This window comes from Mycobacterium colombiense, from assembly GCF_001953985.1.
Lineage (GTDB): Bacteria > Actinomycetota > Actinomycetes > Mycobacteriales > Mycobacteriaceae > Mycobacterium > Mycobacterium colombiense_B.
In genome coordinates this window covers 215,271-233,559 of the sequence record NZ_MBEI01000058.1, presented here as the reverse complement: position 1 = coordinate 233,559, position 18,289 = coordinate 215,271, and the positions used below count along the sequence as shown (strand labels likewise).

The window sequence follows — 18,289 nt, the reverse complement described above, 5'->3', positions numbered from 1 at the left end:
GTTCAGGTTACCTGGCGGCAGCAAGGTATTTAGCACCCACGTAGACGCGCGCGTTGCGCGTCTACGCGTCAGGCCTCGGTTGCCAGTGGGCTGGTCGCGACCTCCGTGCCGTCGGCCAGCGTGGAGATCTCGAAGTCGGCGAACACCGTGGGTGCCGCAGCCGCCAGCTGGCGCAGGCACTCGATGGCGAGCCGCCGGATTTCCACGTCGGCATGCTCGCTGGCGCGCATGGCGATGAAGTGGCGCCACGCCCGGTAATTGCCGGTCACGACGATGCGGGTTTCGGTCGCGTTGGGCAGCACGGCGCGGGCGGCCTGACGGGCCTGCTTGCGCCGCAGCACCGCATTGGGTTGGTCGGCGAATTTCGCTTCGAGTTTCGCCAGCAATTCGCTGTAGGTGGCGCGGCTGGCGTCGGCGGCCGCGGCCAGGATCTGCTGCAGCTCCGGATCGTCTTCCATGCCCGGCGGCACGACGACGTGCGAGTCCTTCTCGGGGACGTAGCGCTGGGACAGCTGCGAATAGGAGAAGTGCCGGTGCCGGATCAGCTCGTGGGTGCACGATCGCGAGATGCCGGTGACGTAGAACGACACGCTCGCGTGTTCGAGCACCGAAAAGTGGCCGACGTCGATGATGTGCTTGATGTAGCCGGCATTGGTCGCGGTCTTGGGGTTGGGTTTCGACCAGCTTTGATAGCAGGCCCGGCCGGCGAACTCGGTGAGCGCGGGGCCGCCGTCGGCGTCGGTGCTCCACGGCACGTCCGGGGGCGCCAAGAAGTCGGTCTTGGCGATCAGTTGCACGCGCAGCGGCGCGATCTCGGCCACGGCGCTCACCTTAAAGCGTGCCGGGCGGATCGGCGTCTCTGACCCGCACCCTGCCGCAGATCAGCGACGGCAGCAGCGCGTCGCGCAGCCCCGCCAACCGCGCGCTCTCGGTGCGGCGTGCGTGACACAGCGCACCCAGGCCGGTGAGCGTCCGCAGCGCCTCGGGGCTCAACCGGCGCACGTCGGGGACCGACACCTCCAGCAGGTCGCGGGGCTGAATTCGCTGATGGCTGCCCGAGGTTCCCGCGACCCGGCGCTGCAGCCGTTGCGAGACGTCGGGTTGTCGCAGCGCCGACCACAACGCGGAGGAATCGATGCCGACCGGCAGCAGCACGACGAACTCCGTGCTGGCCACCGCCATGTCCGACGGCAGGCCCACCACGTTCCAGATCCGCGGGATCCGCGGGTTCAGCTTGGCGAACAGGACGCACGGCTGGGTCAGGAGCAGCTTGGCGCTGCGCACCTGCGCCGCGCCGACCAGGCGGGGCCTTGCCCCGTCGTCGAACGCCGGGAGGCTGAAGTGGGCAAGGCGAGCGTCGAACTCGCTGACGTTGCGGGTCGCCGTCGACCGGGTGGCCAGGCTCGACAGCCGCACCCGATCCGGCGCCGATTCGGCGAGGGCGACCATCAGGCGTTCCGCCGTCTCGATCACCCGATCGTTGGCGGCGATCTTGTCGTCGAAGGCTCCCAGCAGCTCGGCGATGCGCCGCCGTTCGCGCCCGTTGACGGTCGGCACCGGAACGTCGTTCAGGATTCTCCGGTTGAGCAGTGGTTGCCCCGACCCGGATCGGTGATCGGCCAGCCGGCAGGTCTGCAGGGCGTAATACCAATACCGGGTCTCTTGCGGGTCTTTGGCGCGGCACACCAGTGCGTTCTCGGTGACCCAGACGTCGGAGTCGCAGTAGCGCAGGCTGCCGCAGTACGAGCCGACGCGGCCGAGCACGATCAAGGGCCCGGTCGCGTTGTGGACAGCGGCGTAACCGATCGCGCCGTTGGCGCCGTAGACGGGGACGCGCCCGTCGCAGTCTCGCGGCGGGGCGCTGCTTCCGGCGCTGAAGTCGAGGTGCTCGCCCAGGACGGTCTTCACCGCAGCCGCTCCACCTGTTGGCGCACCATGTTTTCCGCGCGGGCCGAGTCGTCCAGCGCGGCCAGCAGGTCGTCGGTCAACCGCGCGATCTTGTCGTCGACGGGTTCGCCGTCGTCCGGCGTGGCGGGTGCCTCCACGTAGCGTCCCGGCGTCAGCGGGTAGCCCGCGGCCCTGACGGCGTCCACCGGCACGGACTGACAAAACCCCGGAACATCTTGATACGCAACGCCTTTGGCGAGCGCGGACGCCGCACCCGACCACGCGTGGTAGGTGTCAGCGATCCGGGCGATCTCCGCGCGGGTCAGGGCGCGCTCGGCCCGATCCACCAGGTAGCCGAGGCCGCGCGCATCGATGAACAGCACCTGTCCGGACCGGTGCGCCTTGTCCATGGCGAAAAACCACAGGCACACCGGTATTCCGGTGCTGCGGAACAGCTGCGCGGGCAGCGCGACCATGCACGACACCAGGTCGGCATCGATGATCCGGGCCCGGATGTCGCCCTCGCCCAGCGCGTTCGACGACATCGAGCCGTTGACCATCACCACACCGGCGGTGCCGCCCGGGGCCAGCTTGGACAGGATGTGCTGAATCCAGGCGTAATTCGCGTTGGTCGCGGGCGGAACACCGAAGCGCCAGCGGGGGTCGTTTTCGTCGCGGGCCCAATCTTTGATGTTGAACGGCGGATTGGCCAGCACGTAGTCCATCTGCACGCCGGCGTGCAGATCGGTGGCGAGCGTGTCGGCGCACCGCGGGCCCAGGCCCGAGTTGTCGATGCCGTGCACGGCGAGGTTCATCTTCGCCATCCGCCAGGTCTGCTCGACGCTTTCCTGCCCGTAGACGGTGACTTTCGCGGGATCGCCGTCGCGTTCGGCGATGAAGTGTTCGGTCTGCACGAACATCCCGCCCGAGCCGCAGCACGGGTCATACACCCGCCCACCGGTGGGTGCGAGCACCTCGACGAGCAGCCGCACGACGCTGGGCGGGGTGAAGAATTCGCCGCCCCGGCGCCCTTCCGCGCGCGCGAAATTGCCCAGGAAGTACTCGTACACCTCGCCCATCAGGTCCCCGGCCCGCCCGCCGCCGTCGCCGATTCGTGCGCCGTCGAGCACGGTCACCAGCTCGGCGAGGCGACGCGGGTCGAGCTTTTCGTACAGCCGGGGCAGCGTCCCGGCCAGCGCCGGGTTCGCCGTCATCACCGCGTCCATCGCGTCGTCGGCCAGGCGGCCGAGGTCGTCGGATGTGACGTTGTCCGCCAACGCTTTCCAGTGCGATTCGGAGATGCGCTTGAGGAACACCAACCCCAGGATCACGTCCTTGTACTCGCCGGCCGACAGGGAGCCGCGCAGCTTCTCGGCCGCCTTCCACAGCGTGGCCTTGAGCTCCTTGGACGTCGACGCCGGCATCAGCTGACCCGCTTAGCCGCCACGCGCAACTCGCCGGACAGGTCGCCGCGCCCGGCGACGCTGAACCCGCCCAGACCCAGCCAGGACGCCATGGACTCGAGCTCACCGGCCAGCGCCGCGGCGACTTTTTGCCGCGGGATGCGGCCGGCGAGATGAGCCTCGCCGAACGCGCCGAGGACCCGCAGCGAGTTGGCGGCGCGGTCGGCCTTGAGGTCCACCCGCGCCACCAGCCGCCCGTCCATCAGCAGCGGCCACACGTAGTAGCCGTACTGCCGCTTGGCGGCCGGCGTGTAAATCTCTATGCGGTAATGGAATTCGAATAATCTCTCGACGCGCGGGCGGAAGAAGATGAGCGGGTCGAACGGGCACAGCAGCGCGGTGCCGCGATCGGCGCGGGGCACGGTGCGCCCCGCCCGCAGGTAGGCCGGCGCCGACCACCCGTCGACCTCGACCGGTTCGATGTCACCGGCGGCCACCAGCGCGGCGATCGCCGGCTTGACCTGCTGGGCCGACAACCGAAAGTAGTCGCGGATGTCGGCCTCGGTGCCCACGCCCAGCGCGGTGGCGGCCCGCAACGTGAGTTCGCGGATCGCCTCGTCGTCGTCGACCTCGCGGGCCAGCACCGCGGCCGGCAGCACCCGCTCCACCAGGTCGTAGTGGCGAGCGAAGCCGACCCGCGTGGCCGTGGTGAGCACCCCGGCGGAAAACAGCGCCTCGGCCACCCACTTGGTGTCGCTGCGGCTGCCCCACCAGCTTCCTTTGGGCCCACGCGAACCGGCCTCGAGGTGGGCCTCGATCTGTCCGGCGGTGCTCGGCCCGAGCTCGGCGACGGCGGCGACGATCTTGTCGGCGAGCTGCGGATTGGCCTTGACGATGTGGGTACCCCAGCGGCCGTGCGTGTACTGGCGCATTCGCCAGCGCAACAGCGGCCAGTCCTCGACGGCCATCAGCGCGGCCTCGTGCGCCCAGTACTCCGCCAGCAGCCGCGACGACCGCGGACCCCAGGCGGCGCGGTCGAGCACGTCCCGGTCGTAGGAGCCGAGCCTGCTGAAGACGGGGGCATAGTGCGCGCGCACCGCCACCGAGACCGAATCGAGTTGCAGCACTTGGATCCTGGATATCAGGCGCTTCAAGTGCGCCCGGGTGATCCCGCCACCGGGCCGAGGCTCGATAAAGCCTTGGGCCGCAACGGCTATCCGCCGGGCTTGGGCGGCCGACAGCCTACGGGTTGGCACGGCGCCGAGAATACCTGTTGGGTGCGACAACCCCCGGTGGCCGGGCCGGCGTGGGGTCAGCCCGCGGCGACCTTGCGGTCCAGCGGTTTCAACACGCCCTCGTCGTCCGAGTCGTTTTGTTCCTCGTAAGCCGCCTCGAGGGCCTTCGGAACCTCGTCGAGGTCGCGGTACACGCCCATCAGCTGCTCGAGGATCTTGATGCGCTGCGCCGTCGCCTCGTCCACCGCGCGCCGCGCCTTCTCCCGGTAATGGTCGGCGCCCTTTTTCGCGTCGCCGAGGAGCTGCTCGCACTCCCGCTCGGCGTCCTGGCGCGCCTTCTCGATCGCCGATTGCGTTTCGGCGCGCATCTCGGCCAGTTCGGCCTCCAGCTTTTCCTTGGTCTCCTCGTACTCGGTTTCCAGGGCTTTCTGCTGGGCGGCCATGTCGGAGAGCACCTCGTCGCGCTTTCGCTCCGCGGCTTCGGCCTCGGCTTCGGCCGCCGCGATCAGCGCATCGGCTTCGGCCCGCGCCTCGGCCTGCATCTCGGCCACCTCGTCGACCGCGCGGCTCAGCATTTTCGCCATCCGCTGCTGCACCGCGTGCGGCGACGGCGAGGTGTCCGTGAGCACGGCCACCTCCTTGCGCAGCGCGGCCGTCTGATCGCCGGATTCCTGCAGCCGGGCCCGTAAGCTCTCGACGTCGTCGAGCAGCAGCTGCTGCTTGGTGGTCAGCATCTCGATGTGAGCATCAACCGCGGCCGCGTCGTAGCCCATGAATTTTCGAGAGAACGTCTTCACGGGTTCGGTTTTCACTGCCAATTCCCCCTTCTCTCCAAACGCCTGGTTGACGCTGTCCGACCCGCCCCGAGTCCGAGTATGTCAGGTCAGGCCGAGGGCGCGAACGGGTGCGCGGAGGGCCGCCGATAGCTGTGGAAGCGATACCGCAGCCCCGAGCGGCTGGCCAGCCACTCCCCCGTTTCACCTACCCAAGTGTCGTCCAGTGTCGGCGCCAGCGCATCGTCGTCGTCGCGTCGCAAATCGATTTCGATCTCGGTGACCTCGCAGCGGCTGGCATACGGCAGCCCCAGCAAATAAATCTGCTCGCCGCCGATGACCCACGTCTCGGGGCCGTCCGCGCCGTGGGCGAGGGCCTCCTCCATGGTCGCGGCCACCTGCGCGCCCTCGGCGACGAAGCCGGTGTCGCGGGACAGGACCACATTGCGCCGGCCCGGCAGGGGGCGCACCTTCGCCGGTAACGAGTCCCAGGTCCGCCGGCCCATGATCACGGGGTGTCCGATGGTCACCTCTTTGAACCGGGAAAGGTCCTCCGGCACCTTCCAGGGGATGTCGCCGCCGCGCCCGATGACGCCGGAGGTCGACTGAGCCCACACCAGGCCCACCTCGGTCATACGCGCTACTCCTTGATCCCGGCTTGCGAGCCGCCCCAGCCGGCCTGGTGGCCGGCGCGCTTCATACAGCGACTGGGGCTTTGATCGCCGGATGTGGGTCGTAGTTCTTTACGACGACGTCGTCGTAGGTGTAATCGAAGATCGAATCCCGGGCGCCCAGAACGAGTTCCGGGTACGGCCGGGGGTCGCGGCTCAGCTGCAACCGCACCTGCTCGACGTGGTTGTCGTAGATGTGACAGTCCCCGCCCGTCCACACGAACTCGCCGACCGCGAGGCCGGCCTGGGCGGCCATCATGTGCGTCAGCAGCGCATAGCTGGCGATGTTGAACGGCACACCCAGGAACAGGTCGGCGCTGCGCTGGTAGAGCTGGCAGCTCAGCCGCCCGTCGGCCACGTAGAACTGGAAGAACGCGTGACACGGCGGCAGCGCCATCTGCGGGATTTCGCCGACATTCCAGGCCGACACGATGATGCGCCGCGAGTCGGGGTCGGTGCGCAGCAGGTCGAGGGCCGCGCTGATCTGATCGACGTGCTCGCCCGACGGCGTCGGCCAGGACCGCCACTGCACCCCGTAGATCGGCCCGAGATCTCCTGTGCTGCTTGCCCATTCGTCCCAGATGGTGACGCCGTGCTCGTGCAGCCAGGCGACGTTGGAATCGCCGCGCAGGAACCACAGCAGTTCGTAGATCACCGACTTGAGGTGCACCTTCTTGGTGGTGAGCAGCGGGAAGCCGGCCGCCAGGTCATAGCGCAGCTGCTGACCGAACATGCTGCGGGTCCCGGTGCCGGTGCGGTCGGATTTGGCCGTTCCCTGGTCGAGCACCAGGCGGAGCAAGTCCTCGTAGGGCGTCGGGATCGGCACGCCGCCAGAATACGTCTAGGCCCGCGGAGTAAAACGGGTGCCATGCCGAACATCATCGACGTCGTCACCACCCCCGATGGCACCTGCACGGTGCACCTGTTCACCCCCGACGGCCCGGAATCCCAAGTCCCGTGGCCCGGTGTGGTCATGTATCCCGACGCCGGCGGCGTGCGCGACACATTCCAGCAGATGGCCGCCAAGCTGGCCGGCTTCGGCTACACCGTGCTGCTTCCCGACGTCTACTACCGCACCGCGGACTGGGCGCCGTTCGACATGGCGACCGTGTTCAGCGACAAGAAGGAGCGGGGCCGCCTGTTCTCGATGATCGGCAGCGTGACGCCGGACCGGATGGCCGCCGACGCCGGCGCGTTCTTCGACTATCTGGCCGCGCGCCCGGAGGTGCTCGGCGAGCGATTCGGGGTGTGCGGCTACTGCATGGGCGGCCGGACGTCGCTGATGGTGGCCGGGCGGGTGCCCGACCGGGTGGCCGCGGCGGCGTCCTTCCACGGCGGCGGGCTGGTGACCGACACCGAGGACAGCCCGCACCTGCTGGCCGACCGGATGAGCGCCACGGTGTACGTGGGCGGCGCCAAGAACGACGCGTCGTTCACCGCCGGTCACGCCGAGCAGCTCGACAAGGCGCTGACGGCGGCCGGTGTCGAGCACACCATCGAGTGGTATTCGGCCGAGCACGGATTCGCGGTTCCGGACAACGCGCCGTACGACGCCGCCGCGGCCGAGCGGCATTGGGACGCGATGACGGAGCTGTTCGCGTCGGCGCTACCGCGTTAGCGCGGTCATCAGCAGCGTCGCGGCCACCGAGGTGCCGTCGGTGCGGATCGTGGCGGCCACGGATCCCGCCCGCGCGCGGGTCTGCTCGGTCAGGACCGCCTTGAGCGCGGTCGACAGCGACTCGGGGGTCGGGGTGGGGCCGTCATGGGCGGCGCCGATGCCCAGGTCGCGCACCCGGGTCGCCCAGTAGGGCTGGTCGGCCCCCTGAGGCACCACCACCTGCGGCGCGCCGGCCCGGGCGGCCGTCGTCGTGGTGCCCGCCCCGCCGTGGTGCACGACGGCGGCGACCCGCGCGAACAGCGCCTGGTGGTTGACCTCGCCGACGGCCAGGCAGTCGTCGCCGTCGTCGATCGGGGCCAGGTCGGCCCAGCCGCGCGAGACCACGGCCCGGCGGCCCTGCGCGCGGATCGCCTCGATGGCCGTCCGCGCGGCGTCGTGCGAGGCACGCATCGGCATGCTGCCGAAGCCGACATAGACCGGGGGCGCGTCGGCGTCGAGGAATTCTTCCACCTCGGCGGGCAGCGGGCGTTCGTCGCGCAGCAGCCAGGCGCCGGTCTGGACGATGTCGAGGTCGGCGGGCTGCCACGGGTCCAGGATCGGATCGGTCGCCAGCCACGGGCGGTCGGTCAGCGCGTAGTCGCGCAGGTTGTCCAGCGGCGGCAGTCCGATGGCCGCCCGGTGACCGTTGAGCGTCGCGCCGAACGGCTCCTGCATGTGCAGGCCGTCGAGTTGCCACAGCAGCCGGTTGTCGACCGTGCCGGGCGGGAACGGCCCGTTGGCGTACGTCGGCGGCGGGTGGTGCGGCGACGGCAGGATGGTGGGCTGGTAACTGACGTAGACGTAGCGGATCCCCAGGCTTTCGGCCACAGATCGCGCGCCCGCGGCGGCCGGCAGCACGGCGGCCACCACCAGCGCATCGCAGCCCTCGGCCGCGTCGGCCACGGCATCGAACTGCACGGCGATCAGGCCGTCCAGGTGCCGGCGGAGGTCCGCCTCCGACGGAATCGCCCCGGTCTTCATCGCCCGCAGCGAGTCGCCGAACGGCAGCAGCGGCACGTCCACACGGGCCAGCAGCTCAGCGAATTCCGCGTCCGGCGGCGCGCTCACCCGTGCGTCGACGCCGAGCGCCCGCAGGTGCACCGCGAGCGCGGCGAGCGGCTCGACGCCACCGCGCGAGTCGTACGCCGACAGCAACACCCGCATTCGTGCCACTCCCACCTGCCTGGTCGGCAAACTCTATCCGTCGGCCGGGCGCTCGACCCGTCGGCCGGGCGCCGAGATGCCAACCTCGCAGCAAATTCGGGTGGCTCGGCCGGCTTTCGCGAGCGCACAGGCAAAAATCACCGCGAGCTCAAGCATGGCGACGGCGCCGAACGTCAGAACGCCGGCAGGTCCACCAATTCGGCCAGGCGGGAACGGTGACGGTAGGCGGTACCGAACGCCAACTGGTCGCTCTTGGCCCGCTTGAGGTACAGGTGCGCCGGATACTCCCAGGTCATCCCGATGCCACCGTGCAGCTGCACACACTCCTCGGCGGCGTGCACCGCGACATCGCTGCAGTAGGCCTGGGCGATGGCCGCCGCGGCGTCCGCGTCGGGGCTGCCGGCGGCGCAGGTGTCGGCCGCGTAGCGGGCCGCGGCCGTGGCCGCGCCGACCTCGAACCACAGGTCGGCCAGCCGGTGCTTGATCGCCTGGTAGGAGCCGATGGTGCGGCCGAACTGCCTGCGCTCCCTTACGTACTGCAGCGTGGTCTCGAAGCACCACTGGGCGACCCCGAGTTGCTCGGACGCCAGCAGGGCCGCCGCCGTCCGGATGGCTTCGGTGACCGGCTGGTCGCCCGCCCCGACCCGGGACGACGGAGATCCCGAAAACGACACGGCGGCAAGGGGTCTGGTCATGTCCAGGGCGAGCGCCGGGGAGATCTGCACGCCCGCCGCGTCGCGGGCGACGGTGTGCAGCTCGAGCCCTTCGCGCCCGGCGACCGGGACCACCAGCACATCGGCGGCGTCGGCGCCGGCCACACTGGTGACCGACCCGCTCAGCCCGTCGGCGCCGCCGCTGACGCACGTGATCGGGTCGCCCGGTGCGGTCGGCAACGGCACCACCAACGCCGCGGTCAGCGCGCCCTGGGCCAGCGCCGGGACGTTCTCGGTGTCACCGGCACGCAGCAGCGCGATCGTGGCGAGGACCGCGCTGGACAGGAAAGGCACCGGCGCGACGGCCCGGCCGATCTCCTCCATGACCACGGCGGCCTCGCGGGCGCTGGCGTCGGCGCCGCCCAGCGACTCCGGAACCAGCAGGCCGGCCACGCCCAGTTCGCCGGCCAGCGTGCGCCACACTCCCGAAAAGTCTTGCGGTTGCGCATCATAGGCGCGTGCGACCGATTCGGGCGGGCACCGTTCGGCGAACAGCTGACGGACGCCGGCCCGCAACGCCTCTTCGGTGTCGGAGTACAACAGGTCGGCGGTGTGCGCGCTCATCGGGGCAGGTCCTTCCACGCGACGTCCTTGTCGACACGATGTTCACCCGGCAGGCCGAGGATGCGCTCGGAGATGGTGTTGCGCAGGATCTCTGACGTGCCGCCCTCGATCGAGTTGCCGCGCGCCCGCAGGTAGCGGTAGCCGGGCCCGCGACCGACCAGGTCGACCGTCTCGGGCCTGCGCATGGTCCAGTCATCGTAGAGCAGCCCGGATTCGGCGTGCAGCTCGATCTCGAAGCCCGAGATCGCTTGCGCCAGTTTGGCAAAAGCCACCTTCATGCCGGCGCCCTCGGGGCCGGGCTGACCCGTGGCCGCCTGTTGCCGCAACCGTTCACCGGCGAGCCGAAAGACCTCCGCCTCGACCCACAGCCGCATCAGCTGGTCGTGCATCGCGGGGTTACGCAGTTCCGGCTCGTCGCGCCAGGCCGCGGCGACCTTGCCGATGTGGCCGCCTTCCCGTGGGACGCCGGCACGCGACCCGATGGCGACGCGTTCGTTGTTGAGCGTGGTCGTCGCGACCCGCCAGCCACCGCCCTCCGGGCCGAGCCGGTTGGCATCGGGCACCCGGACTTCGGTGAGAAATACCTCGTTGAATTCCGCCTCGCCGGTGATCTGGCGCAACGGCCGGATATCGACCCCCGGTTGCGTCAGGTCGCAGAGGAAGTAGGTCAGACCGTGGTGCTTCGGCACGGCCGGATCGGTCCGGGCGACCAGGATGGCCATCTGCGCGTGTTGCGCCTGCGACGTCCACACCTTCTGCCCGTTGACAATCCAGTCGTCGCCGTCTCGCACCGCACGGGTGGCCACCCCGGCCAGGTCGGATCCGGCGCCCGGTTCGCTGAACAGCTGGCAGTAGATCTGCTCACCGGTGAACAACGGGCGCAAGAACTTTCGCTTCTGCTCGTCGGTGCCGAAGGCCGCGATCGTCGGCGCGGCCATGCCCATGCCGATGTAATTCTTGCGGGTGCCGCCCACCGGTGCGCCGGCGGCGGCCAGCCGGGCGTCGACGCGCTCCTGAGCGGTCCGCGGCAGGTCCAGCCCGCCGAAGCCGTGCGGTAGGTGCACCCAGGCCAGTCCCGCATCGTATTGTGCGCCAAGGAAGTCGCGTGGGTCGCTGGTCGCCGGATCGTGCTCGTCGAGCAGTGCCTGCACCCGCGCGTCCAGGTCGGCCGTGTCGACGGCGGTCATTGCGCGCCGCCCGGTGCGGACTGGAAACCCTGTGCGGCACCCAGCAGCAGACCACCGTCGATCACCATGGTCTCGCCGGTGATCCAGCTCGCGGCGTCGGAGACCAGGAAGGCGACGGCCGCGGCCACGTCGATCGGCTCCCCGATGCGACCGAGCGCGATCGACGACGCCAGCGGGTCCTCGTGGTCCTTCCACAGCGCCTCGGCGAGCCGGGTGCGCACCACACCCGGGCATATCGCATTGACCCTGATGCGCGGCGAAAGTTCCAGCGCCAGTTGCTTGGTGACGTGGATCAGCGCGGCCTTGGTGGCGTTGTACATGCCCATCGCCGGCGATTGATGCAAGCCGCCGATGGAGGCCGTGTTGACGATCGTCCCGCCGTGCTCACCCATCCACGACTTGACCACGAGTGAGGTCCACAGCAGCGGGGCCCATAGGTTGACGTCGAAGATCTTGGTGAAGCGGGCATGATCCTGCTCGATCAGCGGACCGTATGCCGGGTTGGTTCCGGCGTTGTTGATCAGGATGTCGACGCTGCCGAAGCGCTCCAGTGTGAGCTCGACGCAGCGGCGCGCCGCGGCCTCGTCGACCGCGTGGGCGCCCACCCCGAGGGCCTGCTTCCCCACCTGAGCGGCGGCCTCCTCGGCGGCCTCCTGCTTGCGCGCGGTGAGCACCACGTTGGCCCCCGCGGCCGCCAGCTGCTGGGCGATCGACAGCCCGATTCCGCGCGATGCGCCGGTGATGATCGCGGTTCGGCCGGTCAGATCTTGTGAGGTCATGGTGTCGGGCCTTCCGTCGCGGTGGGAGCCGCCGTTGAGCAGCGGGGACTTCGTTTGCCGTCGAATTTTATTCGCGATGTTTTGAACATGTGTTGAGGTGGTATGCCACGCGCATGCTATCGAAATTGACACTCATGAAACCGCTGGTTGTTGCCGGGGCTGTCGCTGCGGCCATCGCCGCCGCTCCCGCGGCCGCTGCTGACGTCTACGTCGCCGGACCAACCGCCGCACCCACGCACGTCACCTTCAAGCAAGACCCGGGCGGCGGGGGCTGCGACGCCAACGGAAACTGCGGCTCCGGCGGCCAGTTCAACGGCCCCGGCGGCGGTCCGGGCGGCCAGGGCTGCGTCCCAGGCGTCGGCTGCGGCTCCGGGGGGCAGAACGCGGGCCCCGGCGGCATTCCCGGCGGGCAGGGCTGTCTGCCCGGCGTCGGCTGCGGTTCCGGCCACGCATAGTCGCTGAACCCTTCAGCCTCCCGCGAGCCTGGTGATCCAGGCCCGGGAGGCTGCTGGGTCTATCACGTCGTCCAGCTCGAACGTGGTGGCTGACCGCAGCGCCTTGCCGTGCTCGTAGGCCGCGGCCACCAGGCGATCGAACAGGCTTTGCCGCTCGGCGGGATCGTCGACGGCGGCCAGTTCCTTGCTGAAACCAAGGCGCACGGCGCCTTCCAAACCCATGCCGCCGATCTCTCCGGTCGGCCAGGCGACGGTGAAGTGCGGCGCGCGGAATGAGCCGCCGGCCATCGCCATCGCGCCGAGCCCATACCCCTTGCGCAGGATGATCATCCCCAGCGGCACCGTCAGCCGCGCGCCCAGGACGAACATCCGGCCGAAGCGGCGAACGGCCGCTTGGATCTCCGCGTCGGGCCCGACCATGAAGCCCGGGGTGTCACACAGCGAGATCACCGGCAGCCGAAACGATTCGCACAGCGTGAGGAAGTCGCCCGTCTTGTCGGCCGCCTCGGCATCGATCGCGCCACCCAGGTGGTGGGTGCTGTTGGCGATCAGCCCGTATGGCACTCCCTCGACGCGCACCAGCGCGGTGACGATTCCCACGCCGTAGTCCGGCCGCAGCTCTAGCACCGAACCGACGTCGACGATCGCCTCGATGGCCCGGTGCACGTCGTAGGCGCGTAACCGGTTCTGCGGCACCACATGCCGGGCCAGCCGCGGGTCGGGGGCCGTCCAGTCGCTCAGGGTGCCCTGAAAGTACGAGAGGTATTGCTTGGCCAGTGCGACGGCGTGCGACTCGTCCTTAGCGACCAGGCTGACCACGCCGTTGCGGCGCTGCACCCCGATCGGCCCGATCGCCTCCGGCGGATACACGCCCAGCCCGCCGCCCTCGATCATCGCCGGGCCGCCCATCCCGATGTTCGCGTCCGGTGTCGCGATGATCACGTCGCACACGCCGGCCAGCGCGGCGTTGCCGGCGAAGCACCTGCCCGACACGACCGACACCAGCGGCACTTTGCCACTCAGTGCCGCCAGCATCCGGAAGGTCGGGACGTCCAGCCCGGCGGCGCCGCCGACGTCGGTGTCCCCCGGCCGGCCCCCGCCGCCCTCGGCGAACAGCACCACCGGCAACCGTTTTCGCGCGGCGAGGTCGAACACCCGGTCGGTCTTGGCGTGGTTGCGCATGCCCTGCGTACCGGCCAGCACGGTGTAGTCGTAGGAGACCACGACCGCCTGCGCCGCGGCCCGCCCGAACCGGTCCGCGCCGATCGTGGCCAGGCCGGCGACCAGTCCGTCGGCCGGGGTGTTGGCGATCAGGTCTTCTTCGGAGCGGCGGCTGCGCTGCGCCGCGATAGCCAGCGCGCCGTATTCGATGAAGCTGCCGGGATCGATGAGCTCGGCGATGTTCTCCCGCGCGGTGCGCCGACCTTGGCTGTGCCGTTTGGCGACCGCGGCCTGGCGGCCCTCGTCCAGCGTCAGGGAATGCCGGTGCGCGACCTCGTCGAGATCGGCGCGCGGCCGGTCGAGATCGGTTGCGGCCGAGACCGACTCGCCGTCTCCCACCGCCTCCGTCCGGGTGAAGACCAGCAGCGGGTCTCCGGTCCCGACCACCTGCCCGGGCGTGACCAGAACCCGGACGGTCCGCAGCGCCTCCGGCGCGACGAGCACGTGCTGCATCTTCATCGCTTCCAGGACAACCAGCTGGCCGCCCGCGGCGTATTCGGCTCCCTCGGGCGCCACCTCGACCACGGTGCCGGCCAGCTGCGCGCGCAGCGCGTCCTCGCCGGGATAGAGCTCGACCGCCGCCACCCGCGGTCCCTGCTGGTGGGACTGCGCGGCCCGGACCAGTTCGGGCAGCCTCTCGTCGAGGAAACCGGTGCTCACCCAACCGGATTCGATCCGGTCGTCGGTCAGCAGCTCGCGCAGGAATCCGATGTTGGTGGGGACGCCTTCGATGCCGAACTCGGCCAGCGCGGTGCGCGCCTTGCGCACCGCCGCCTGCCACGCTGATCCGTGCACGTTCACGATGAGCTTGGCCAGTAGCGAATCGTAGTGGGGGCTTATCACCAGTCCCGCCCGGCCGTACGTGTCGACGCGCACGCCGGGGCCGCTGGGCGGGGAGAACGCCGTGAGCGTGCCGGCCGATCCGACGACGGAGAAGTCGGGCCCGAAGGTCTCCGCGTTGACCCTGAGCTGGATGGCGATGCCGCGGCGGGCGGCCGGCTCGCCGATGACTTCCAGTCCGTCGGAGGCGATTCCGGAGGCCAGCCCCAGCTGGTAGAAGGATGCGCCACCGGCGATGGCCAGCTGGACGGCCACCAGGTCGAGCCCGGTGGTTTCCTCGGTGACGGTGTGCTCGACCTGGATGCGCGGGTTGACCTCGAGGAATACGAATTCCTCACCGGTGACCAGGAATTCGACGGTGGCCAGCCCGCGCAGGCCCACGCGCGCGCACAGCCGCACCGCCGCCTGGTGCAGGGACCGGCGCAGTTCATCCGAAAGTCCTTGGGCAGGTGCGATTTCGACCAGTTTCTGGTAGCGCCGCTGGATGCTGCAATCGCGGTCGCCGACGGCGTGTGCGTGCGTCTGGTGCCCGGCCGGCGCGGCGACGACCTGCACCTCGATGTGGCGGGCGTCGGTGAGCAACGCCTCCGCGAACAGGGCGGGGTCGCCGAAGCCCAACTGCGCCTCGGCGGCGCAGCGATGGTAGGCGTCGTCGATCTGATCGGCGCTGTGCACCTTGCGCATTCCGCGCCCTCCGCCGCCGGCGAGGGCCTTGATCATGATGCCGCCATCCCGCGCGGCGAAGAACGCCTTGATGTCCTCGACGCTGCTCGGCCCGTCCGTCGCGGGCAGCACCGGCACCCCGGCGGCCATCGCGGCGCCGCGCGCCGATGTCTTGTTGCCGAGCAGCTCCAGCACCCGGGCCTGGGGACCCACGAACGTGTAACCGCCCGCCGCGCAGGTGTTGGCGAATTCGGCGTTCTCGCTGAGGAACCCGTAACCGGGGTGGATCAGGCTCGCGCCGGAGCTTTTCGCCGCCGCCAGCATGGCGACCTGGTCCAGGTAGGCCCGCGGGCCGCCGCCCGGCAGGCCGATCGCCTCGTCGGCCGCGTGCACGTGCGGGCTGTCCGCATCGTCCTCGGCATAGACCGCTACCGTCCGCATGCCCAATTCGATTGCGGTGCGGATGATTCGAAGTGCGATCTCGCCGCGGTTGGCGACCAGTAAACTCGCGTTCATCGCAGCGACTCGCCCCACTGGACCTGTTCGCGCAGCCTGGCCTTGAGCAGTTTGCCGCCGGCGTTGCGCGGCAGCGCGGTGTCGACCACCGTGACGTATTGCGGCACTTTGAAGTCGGCCAGCCGGCCGCGGCAGTGGTCGAGCACCGCGGGCACGTCGATCTCGTCGTCACCGCCGAACAACACCGCCCCCACCTTCTCCCCCATGACGTCGTCGGAAACCCCGAGCACGCAGGCGTCGGCCACATGGGGCGCCGAAAGCAACACGGCCTCCACCTCGACGCTGGAGACGTTCTCACCCCCGCGGTTGATGATGTCCTTGAGCCGGTCGACGATGTGCACCCGGCCCGCGTCATCGACGCGCACCACGTCACCGGTGTGCAGCCAGCCGTCCACGAAGGTGCTGGCGGTGGCCTCCGGCCGATTCCAGTAGCCGGCAGTCACATTGGCGCCCCGCGCCACCAACTCGCCCACGCCGGGATCGTCCCCGAACGGGATCACCCCGAGGTCCACCGATGGGACGGCGTAACCGACGGAGTCGGCGTGCTCGACGGCCTCGCGGTCGGGCAGCACCGTCATCAGCGAGGCCGTCTCCGTCATCCCGTAGCCGTTGAACACCGTGGCGTGGCCGAACGCGTCCTTCACCGACCGCACCAGTGACGGGGCGATCGGGGCGCCGCCGTAGCCCACCCACCGCACGTTCGACACGTCGAGCGCCGCAAAACCGCTGTGCCGCAACAACAACGAGTAGACGGCCGGGACGGTGACCATCACCGAAACGCGCTCGGCGGTCAGCGCGGTGAGCAACGCGTCCAGGTTGAGCGCAGGCATGATGACCGAGGCTCCGCCGAGCCTGGCCGCGGCCAGCAGCTGCGTATTGCAACCGGTCACATGGAACAGCGGAACCGAAATCAGCGTGCGCATCGCCTCGCCGAGATCCCGCGGCTGCTGCAGACAGCGGATCGCGTTCTCGGTGTTGGTCAGGAATGCCTCATGCGTAGTCGGCACGCCCTTGGGGTGGCCGGTGGTGCCCGAGGTGTAGAACAAGGCGGCCGTGTCGGCGCGGCCGAGTTGCTCAGTGACGTAAGGCTGCCCATCGGGCAGCGCGACGCCGGGCGCCAGATCCACGTGCGCGCCGGAGTCGGACAGCACGAACTCGACCTCGGGTTGCGCCGATCGCGTATTGACCGCCACCACAACGCCACCGGCCATCACTGTGCCCCAGAACGCCAGCGCCCAGTCGATTCCGGCGGGGTAACGCACCGCGACGCGGTCGCCCGGCCTCAGGCCATCGGCGCGCAGCCCGCCGGCCACGCGCGCCGCCCCGTCCCAGAGCTGCCGGTACGTCAGCCGGTTCGCGCCCAGCTCGACCAGGGCTTCGGCGTCCGGACGGGCGTCAACCTGTTCGGCGAGCATGTCCAGCAGGGTGGCGGGCAGCTCGTCATAGTGCGGAATGCCGTCGGGGCCGCGTGACACTCCGGTCAGCGGGAACGGGTTGCGGCCGCGTGGAATTTCGATCACAGGAGGCATGCCCGGTCCTTACTATCCTGCTGCCCTATCGTGATAGCGGTGACGATCGAGGATTCCGCCATCATGCCCGAGGCGTTTTTCACTGTAGACGGCGACTCCTATGTTCCAGGCCAGCTGACGCAGGGCCCGTGGGGCGCGGCCATGGGCGGCCAGATCGTCGGAGGCCTGTTGGGTTGGGGCATAGAGCAATCCGGCATCGACGCGGACCTGCAGCCCGCCCGATTCACCGTTGACCTGTTGCGCCCGGCCCTGATGGAGCCGGTGCAGATCCGGACCTCGGTGCAGCGGGAGGGCCGGCGCATCAAGCTGGTGGACGGCAGCCTGGTGCAGAACGGCACCATCGTCGCGCGGGCCAGTGCGCTGTTCCTGCGCCGCGGTGATCATCCCGATGGGCAGGTGTGGTCGTCCCCCGCGCAGATGCCGCCGCTCCCAACGTCCTCCGACGGCTTCCCCCCGGACATGCCTTTCCTCATCTGGGGATATGGCGCCACGCTGGAAGGCAGCCCCGGGATCGCCGCCGGCGAATGGGAGCAGACGCATTCCCAGAAGTTCGCCTGGGCCCGGCTGTTTCGGCCGATGGTGCACGGCCACCCGCTCACGCCGTTCACCCGCCTGGCCTTCGTCGGCGACATCACCAGCTCGCTCACCCATTGGGGCACCGGCGGATTGCGCTACATCAACGCCGACTACACCGTCACCGCGAGCCGGTTGCCCGACGGCGAATTCCTCGGCCTGGCCGCCCAGAGCCACTACGGCACGGCAGGGGTCGCCACCGGTGCCGCGACGCTGTTCGACCAGCACGGGCCGATCGGCACCAGCTCGGCGCTGGCCCTGGCCCAACCCGCGGACGCCTTCAAGCCCACCTACGCCTAATCCATCATCGTCTCGGCGGGCGTCACTCCATTAGCTGCGCGGCGACGCTTTAAATCTCGGAAAGCGCCTGGTATTGGGCTATGCTGCTCGCACTACCCGCCGAACGGATCTGCACGGTCCCGCAGCGGGGGGACCGTCACTCCGGTGGGTGGACATTTC

The 18,289-nt window shown here is 69.8% G+C and carries 16 protein-coding genes; 3 read left to right on the top strand and 13 right to left on the bottom strand.

Translation table 11 applies throughout. The features are described from left to right. Nucleotides 1–68: 68 nt before the first annotated feature. The 7 genes from thyX to A5732_RS18330 form a co-directional block, all read right to left on the bottom strand. A complete protein-coding gene (gene thyX / locus A5732_RS18360) occupies nucleotides 69–821 on the bottom strand; it encodes an FAD-dependent thymidylate synthase (RefSeq protein ID WP_076103036.1) in 753 nt (250 codons plus the stop codon). Between the two features lie 10 nt (nucleotides 822–831). Beyond that, complete coding sequence (locus A5732_RS18355) at nucleotides 832–1,908, bottom strand: restriction endonuclease subunit S (RefSeq protein WP_076102941.1); 1,077 nt, start codon at nucleotides 1,906–1,908, stop codon at nucleotides 832–834. Beyond that, nucleotides 1,905–3,311 carry a type I restriction-modification system subunit M gene (locus tag A5732_RS18350; protein ID WP_076102940.1) on the bottom strand — a complete coding sequence of 469 codons (1,407 nt, stop codon included), beginning with the start codon at nucleotides 3,309–3,311 and terminating at the stop codon, nucleotides 1,905–1,907. Before A5732_RS18350 ends, A5732_RS18355 begins: the two co-directional genes overlap by 4 nt. Further along, entirely contained in the window at nucleotides 3,311–4,576 is a 1,266-nt protein-coding gene (locus A5732_RS18345; RefSeq protein WP_171975047.1) for a winged helix-turn-helix domain-containing protein, read from the bottom strand. The genes A5732_RS18350 and A5732_RS18345 overlap by 1 nt, the downstream gene beginning before the upstream one ends. Nucleotides 4,577–4,602: 26 nt before the next feature. Continuing rightward, a complete protein-coding gene (locus tag A5732_RS18340) occupies nucleotides 4,603–5,337 on the bottom strand; it encodes a cell division protein DivIVA (RefSeq protein WP_076051808.1) in 735 nt (244 codons plus the stop codon). 71 nt (nucleotides 5,338–5,408) lie between these two features. After that, nucleotides 5,409–5,933 (bottom strand): dihydrofolate reductase, encoded by a 525-nt coding sequence (locus A5732_RS18335; protein WP_076102938.1) that lies wholly within the window; start codon nucleotides 5,931–5,933, stop codon nucleotides 5,409–5,411. A gap of 61 nt (nucleotides 5,934–5,994) precedes the next feature. Further along, nucleotides 5,995–6,795 (bottom strand): thymidylate synthase, encoded by an 801-nt coding sequence (locus A5732_RS18330; protein ID WP_076051806.1) that lies wholly within the window; start codon nucleotides 6,793–6,795, stop codon nucleotides 5,995–5,997. 42 nt (nucleotides 6,796–6,837) lie between these two features. On the opposite strand from A5732_RS18330, the gene A5732_RS18325 reads away from it, so the two are divergent. Then, entirely contained in the window at nucleotides 6,838–7,587 is a 750-nt protein-coding gene (locus A5732_RS18325) for a dienelactone hydrolase family protein (RefSeq protein WP_076051805.1), read from the top strand. Here the strand turns inward: A5732_RS18325 and A5732_RS18320 are convergent. The 4 genes from A5732_RS18320 to A5732_RS18305 all read right to left on the bottom strand — a co-directional run bounded on the left by A5732_RS18320 (nucleotide 7,576) and on the right by A5732_RS18305 (nucleotide 12,033). Next, on the bottom strand, nucleotides 7,576–8,790 hold the full coding sequence (locus tag A5732_RS18320; RefSeq protein ID WP_076102937.1) for a glycosyltransferase: 1,215 nt from the start codon (nucleotides 8,788–8,790) through the stop codon (nucleotides 7,576–7,578). The genes A5732_RS18325 and A5732_RS18320 overlap by 12 nt on opposite strands. A 173-nt stretch (nucleotides 8,791–8,963) precedes the next feature. Then, nucleotides 8,964–10,067: an acyl-CoA dehydrogenase family protein gene (locus A5732_RS18315; protein WP_076102936.1), complete on the bottom strand. Its 1,104-nt coding sequence runs from the start codon at nucleotides 10,065–10,067 to the stop codon at nucleotides 8,964–8,966. Further along, nucleotides 10,064–11,254, bottom strand: a complete 1,191-nt coding sequence (locus tag A5732_RS18310) for an acyl-CoA dehydrogenase family protein (protein WP_076102935.1) — start codon at nucleotides 11,252–11,254, stop codon at nucleotides 10,064–10,066. Before A5732_RS18310 ends, A5732_RS18315 begins: the two co-directional genes overlap by 4 nt. Continuing rightward, the gene (locus A5732_RS18305; RefSeq protein WP_076102934.1) at nucleotides 11,251–12,033 is read right to left on the bottom strand and encodes an SDR family oxidoreductase; all 783 of its coding nucleotides are present in this window, start codon (nucleotides 12,031–12,033) and stop codon (nucleotides 11,251–11,253) included. Before A5732_RS18305 ends, A5732_RS18310 begins: the two co-directional genes overlap by 4 nt. Before the next feature lie 134 nt (nucleotides 12,034–12,167). Between A5732_RS18305 and A5732_RS18300 the strand changes: the two genes are divergently transcribed. Then, on the top strand, nucleotides 12,168–12,488 hold the full coding sequence (locus A5732_RS18300) for a PE-PGRS family protein (RefSeq protein WP_076051801.1): 321 nt from the start codon (nucleotides 12,168–12,170) through the stop codon (nucleotides 12,486–12,488). 12 nt (nucleotides 12,489–12,500) lie between these two features. On the opposite strand, the gene A5732_RS18295 is transcribed toward A5732_RS18300, so the two are convergent. After that, nucleotides 12,501–15,728 (bottom strand): carboxyl transferase domain-containing protein, encoded by a 3,228-nt coding sequence (locus tag A5732_RS18295; protein ID WP_076102933.1) that lies wholly within the window; start codon nucleotides 15,726–15,728, stop codon nucleotides 12,501–12,503. Further along, on the bottom strand, nucleotides 15,725–17,257 hold the full coding sequence (locus A5732_RS18290) for a class I adenylate-forming enzyme family protein (protein WP_170879973.1): 1,533 nt from the start codon (nucleotides 17,255–17,257) through the stop codon (nucleotides 15,725–15,727). Before A5732_RS18290 ends, A5732_RS18295 begins: the two co-directional genes overlap by 4 nt. Before the next feature lie 39 nt (nucleotides 17,258–17,296). Here A5732_RS18290 and A5732_RS18285 point away from each other — a divergent pair, with 39 nt between their 5' ends. Further along, nucleotides 17,297–18,130 carry a thioesterase family protein gene (locus A5732_RS18285; RefSeq protein ID WP_171975046.1) on the top strand — a complete coding sequence of 278 codons (834 nt, stop codon included), beginning with the start codon at nucleotides 17,297–17,299 and terminating at the stop codon, nucleotides 18,128–18,130. Nucleotides 18,131–18,289 lie beyond the last annotated feature (159 nt).